This is a genomic window from Synechococcus sp. R55.7, from assembly GCF_047461955.1.
GTDB lineage: Bacteria > Cyanobacteriota > Cyanobacteriia > Thermostichales > Thermostichaceae > Thermostichus.
This window is the reverse complement of the sequence record NZ_JANSIC010000186.1, coordinates 1-5137: the sequence shown is the minus strand read 5'-3', so window position 1 is coordinate 5137 and position 5137 is coordinate 1. Positions and strand designations below refer to the sequence as shown.

Genomic DNA, 5137 nt, shown 5'->3' with positions numbered 1-5137 from the left:
AGATACTGAATACCGAGTTTGAAGAGGACATCTGTGTTGATTCTGGACAATGTCCTGATTCAAAGGCCTACAGCCTGCTTTCGGGAACGGACGCTATCTTACTGGCTAGCGTCTCATTGTTGTTTGAATTGACCATCAACTGCCTCCCAAACCCTCTGCGCCGCTCAACCCTCATCCCCTGCCCCTCTCCCAGAGGGAGAAGGGAGTAGCAAGGATAAGGGCAACCTAAACCAAATCCGCTGCCACCCGGTGGGCGCAGGCAAAGCCGGAGAAGGCAACGGCATTGAGCCCTTGGCCGGGGAAGGTGCTATCCCCCACGCAGTACAAGTTGGGGATGGCGGTGCGATTGAAGGGCATGCCCAGCAAGCCCCAGGGATCCCGGCTGGGGATAGGCCCATAGGTGCCGTTGCTGCGGCTCAAAAAGCGGCGGTGGGTGCGGGGGGTGCCTATCTCCTTCAGTTCAATGTGGGATCCCAGTTGGGGCCAAAGGGCCTCCAGGCGGCGGATGAGGCGGTCGGCGGCTTGCTGTTTTTGGATCTGGTACTGGCTTGGGTTCAACCCTTGCCAGGTGGACATCCAACTGGGGGTAAAGGCATGAACAATGTGGCGGCCCGGGGGAGCCAGGTCGGGATCCAACAGGGTGGGGACGGAGACGAAAAGGGTGCCCTGCTCAGCCTCCATCTGATCCCAGTCTTCCAGGAGAATGTGGTGACAATGGCATTCGCCGGCCAGGGCCTCGGCCCGCACCCCCAGGTGCAAGCTTAAAAAGCTAGGGGATTGCTGGTAGCGTTTTTGCCACTGCCGCTCCGCCCTGGGCAGGGATCCCGGCCATAGGCGCTCAAAGGTGTCCCAGCGGGTGGCATTGGAAATGATCGTGCGGGCAAAGAGCTTTTCCCCGCTGGCCAGTTCTACGCCCACCGCCCGACCTCTTTCTTCCAGGATCCGCCGCACGGGTGCTTTGTAGCGGATCTGCCCGCCATGGGCCTCTAGCCCCTGGGCCAACTTTTGGGCGATCTGCCCCACCCCCCCTTTGGGATAGTTAATACCGCCGTAGTGTCGGTCACAAAACACCATCCCGGCATTGATGATGGGCGTGCGATCCGCCGGCACCACCGACCAGCAGTAGCACTCCATATCCACAAAGCGCAGCAAATCCGGATCCCGCAGACAGCGCCGCGCTACCTGGCCCACATTCACCGGCAAATAGCGCGCCAAGGTCAGGCAGCCGAGGGGATTGCTCACAAAAGAACGAAATAGATAGCCCCACTCCTCCAACGAGAGCAGCTCCATGGCGTTGAGGCTGTTGAAGATGGGCCACAGGCTATCGTAGAACCGGCGAATGCCGGCGGCTTCCCGGGGAAAGTAGCCGGATAGCTCCTGCAAAAACTGCCCGTAATCCCGGTGTACTCGGGGATTCAGCCCCTTGGGCAGGTGGTAGGCAATCTGCACCGGATCGGGGATAGAGTCTATGGACTGGCCCACGGCTGCCAAGGCGCGGGTCAGCAAGTTGGTGGTACCCTGGGTGCCCAACCCAAAGATCATGGAAGCGCCCACGTCAAAGCGGTAGATCCCGTTGCCTAAGGGATCCGGACGCTCAAAGTAGCCGGCGCTGCCCCCTGGAATGAGGTATTTCTCCAGCACCAGCACACGGTATCCTTTGGCGGCCAACTGGCTGGCCGCGACCAATCCCCCGATCCCAGCACCGATGACGATGGCATCCCAAGCGGGGGAAGGGGTGTGCAGAGCCTGCAAGAAGGTCTGAGAAGGCAAAGTAGAGGTCAAGGGATCCCTCTGGAAACTCAAACGCAAGATCAGTATCTTTACCGTACCAGAGGTTCTAGGGTTTCCCCATGAGTTGAGCTCCCCTGGGAATGAGTTTGCCCAGATCTGCAAGATCCCCAAATAGAGATTGTGGCGCGGGCTACGGAACCGAATTCACGAATTTGCTATACAGAATCCGGCCACACGACACAGATGGTTTTGCCATGTTGGTGACCCAGCATCCTGTCTTTCGGCGCTTTTGGTACCCGGTGATGCCCCTCAGCCGATTGGAGCAGGGATCCCCGCAACCTTTCGAGCTGCTGGGAGAGAGGATCGTCCTTTGGCTGGACAAAGCCGGACAGCCCCAGGCAGCCGCAGATCGCTGCTGTCATCGGTCGGCTCAATTGTCCAAGGGAATCGTCTGTGATGACCATATCCGCTGCCCCTACCATGGCTGGGAGTTTGATGGCACGGGAGCCTGTGTCAAGGTGCCGCAACTGCCGGATCAGGCCCGCATCCCAGAGAGCTACCGCATTCCCGCCTATCTCTGCCAGGCCCGCTATGGCTATGCTTGGGTGTGCTTGCATCCCCAGCCTCTACGGGGGATCCCGGTCATCCCAGAAGCCGAGGATCCCAGTTACCGGCTCATCCACGAGTTCTACGAACGCTGGGAATGTGCCAGCTTGCGCATCTGCGAGAACGAGTTCGATGCCGCCCACATCAGCTTTGTACACCAGAACACCTTTGGCAGTATGGAAGACTTGGTACCCAGCCACTTCGAGGTCGAGGAGCTGGACTACGGGATCCGCACCCGCACAGTGCTCGGTGTAGCCAACCCAGAGCTGCAACAAAAAAACCTGGGCATTGCTGCCGCCAAAACCGAGCGCACCACCACTTCAACCTGGCATTTGCCCTTCACCAACCACCTTCACATCCGCTACCCCAATGGCCGCAGCCATGTCATCGTCAACATCCCCACCCCCATCAACGACCGAGCCTCCCAAGTGGTGCAGTTTTGTTTGCGCAACGACACCGAAGCCGATACCCCAGCCGCCGAGGTTATCCGCTTTGACCGGGCTGTAACTCTGGAAGATAAAGCCATTTTGGAGACCACGGATCCCGACGTTCCTCTCACCCTCAGCACCGAACAGCACATGCTCACCGATAAGCCCGGGATCCTGATGCGCAAGCAATTGGCGGCTCTGCTTAAAGCCCACAGCAGCTCCTCAAACCAGATTTTCTAGGCTGCGGGTGCCAGCGTAGCGGCTGTAGGCGTAGATCAACCCCAGGGTGAGGCCGGTGACCAAAAAGCTGAGGGCCGCCCCGAAAGGATAGTCCAGGCTGGAGCCAAACTGCAACTGAATCACATTCCCGATCAACAGCGTTTTGCTGCCCCCCAACAGATCCGGCACTACGAACATGCCGAAAGCCGGGATCCCCACCAGAATGAGGCCCGCCGCCAGTCCAGGCAAGGTCTGGGGCAGAAGCACCCACCAAAAGACCTGCCAACCCTTGGCATAGAGATCCCGTGCCGCTTCCGCCAGCCGCCAATCGATGCGCTCCACCGCCGTGTACAGGGGCAAGACCATGTAGGGCAAAAACGTGTAGACCATGCCCAGATAAACCGCCAGCCAACTGGGATACAGAGCCGTTTGCGGTGGGATCCAGCCCAGCCAGGCCGCCAAGCGAGCCGGCCACCCTTCCGGGGCCAGCACCACCATCCAGGCGTAGGTGCGGATCACCAGGTTCGTCCAAAAGGGCACCACCACCAAGGTGAGCAACAGATCCCGTTGTCGGGGTGGGTGGGCGGCAATGAAGAAAGCCAATGGGTAGGCCAGCAGCACGCAAAAAAAGGTGGTCACCCCCGCCACCAGCAGGCTGCGGCCCAAGATCTGCCAGTAGATGGGCGTCCATCCCAAGGGGCCAAAGCCGAGAATGCGCAGATAGTTCTCCAGGGTCAGGGGCAGTTGAATCTGGCCAAACTCCCCGCGGCTGAGAAAGCTGCACACCAACAGCAACAGCCCCGGCAGCACCAGAAAAAACATCACCCACAGCACCCCTGGCCCAGCAAAAATTAGGCTGCGCCCCAACTCCTGCCAAGGGGTGAGCAGCTCCCCAAATCGCACCTGGGCTTGGCCAGGGATCCACTTGCCCACAGGAGATGGCAGCTTCAACATCCAGTCTCCTCCTGACGGGGATCCGGTCGCAAACGGATTAGGCTTTTCGGGGGTAGGTGGGCCACCAGCGCTGCGCCGATCTCAAACCCTGCATCCTCAATATCGGTGTTGAGGGCCGTGGCCTTGAGCTGCTGACCTTGGTTTGTCCGCAACAGGTATTGGTTCTCAGCCCCAGTGTAGATGAGGTTTTCCACCCGCACCGGCACCTGGTTGGGCAGCAGATCCCAGCCGCTGCGAGAGAGCTGGATCTTTTCCGGGCGAATAGCCAATTGCACCGGTTCCGAGCTGGCCGGGATCCCCAAGACCTTCAGCTTTCCCAAGGGCGTATCCACACAGTCCGTCCCACAGGCGATCCCCTCGATCAGGTTGCTGGCCCCTAAAAAGTCGGCTACGAAGGCCGTCGCCGGGCGCTCGTACACCTCATCGATAAGGCCCACTTGCTCAATGCGCCCCGCCCGCATCACCGCCACCCGGTCGCTGGTCACCAAAGCCTCTTCTTGGTCGTGGGTAACGAAAATAAAGGTCATGCCCAGGCGGCGCTGCAACTCGCACAACTGCACCTGAAGCTGCTTGCGCAACTTGGCATCCAACGCCGACAGCGGCTCATCCAACAAGAGCACTTCCGGCTCGTTCACCAAAGCCCGAGCCAAGGCCACCCGCTGCTGCTGTCCCCCCGACAGCTCATGGGGCTTCCGCTTGGCCAGAGCTGCAATCTCCACCAATTCCATAGCAGCCGCTACCCGCTTGCGCAGAGCTTCTCCCCGCACACCCCGCATGCGCAGGCCGAAGGCGATGTTGTCCTCCACCGTCATAAAAGGGAAAAGGGCATAGCTCTGGAACACGGTGTTGACATTGCGCTTGTGGGCGGGCAGGTGGCCTACCGGGCGACCTCGAATCACCACTTCCCCAGCATCGGCCATCTCCAGGCCGGCCAGGATGCGCAGCAGGGTGGTCTTGCCACAGCCGGAAGGGCCCAGCAGGCCGAAAAACTCCCCCCGCCGGATGTTCAGCTCAATGCCATTGAGGGCCACAAAATCGCCAAAACGCTTGTAGAGGCCCGCCACTTCTACATCCCAGTCGGGATCCCGGACGGTGGAAGTACTGGAGATGACACTCGCGATCACAGTTGACAGCGCTGATAAAACCATCTAACCCAGTATGCAAGTCTCCGAGAAAATTGCAGTTGTCCTCCACACCCG

4 protein-coding genes are annotated in these 5137 nt (G+C 59.8%); 1 reads left to right on the top strand and 3 read right to left on the bottom strand.

Going from position 1 to position 5137, the window contains the following annotated elements; all coding sequences use genetic code 11:
- Positions 1–225: 225 nt before the first annotated feature.
- Complete coding sequence (gene crtH, locus NW820_RS09830; RefSeq protein ID WP_414407387.1) at positions 226–1782, bottom strand: carotenoid isomerase; 1557 nt, start codon at positions 1780–1782, stop codon at positions 226–228.
- Between the two features lie 203 nt (positions 1783–1985).
- On the opposite strand from crtH, the gene NW820_RS09825 reads away from it, so the two are divergent.
- Positions 1986–3005: a Rieske 2Fe-2S domain-containing protein gene (locus NW820_RS09825; RefSeq protein WP_414407386.1), complete on the top strand. Its 1020-nt coding sequence runs from the start codon at positions 1986–1988 to the stop codon at positions 3003–3005.
- Here the strand turns inward: NW820_RS09825 and NW820_RS09820 are convergent.
- Positions 2988–3938, bottom strand: coding sequence for an ABC transporter permease (locus NW820_RS09820; RefSeq protein WP_414342559.1), 951 nt, complete (start codon positions 3936–3938; stop codon positions 2988–2990). The two genes, NW820_RS09825 and NW820_RS09820, sit on opposite strands and share 18 nt — an antisense overlap.
- Positions 3932–5086, bottom strand: a complete 1155-nt coding sequence (locus tag NW820_RS09815; protein ID WP_011432925.1) for an ABC transporter ATP-binding protein — start codon at positions 5084–5086, stop codon at positions 3932–3934. The genes NW820_RS09820 and NW820_RS09815 overlap by 7 nt, the downstream gene beginning before the upstream one ends.
- Positions 5087–5137 lie beyond the last annotated feature (51 nt).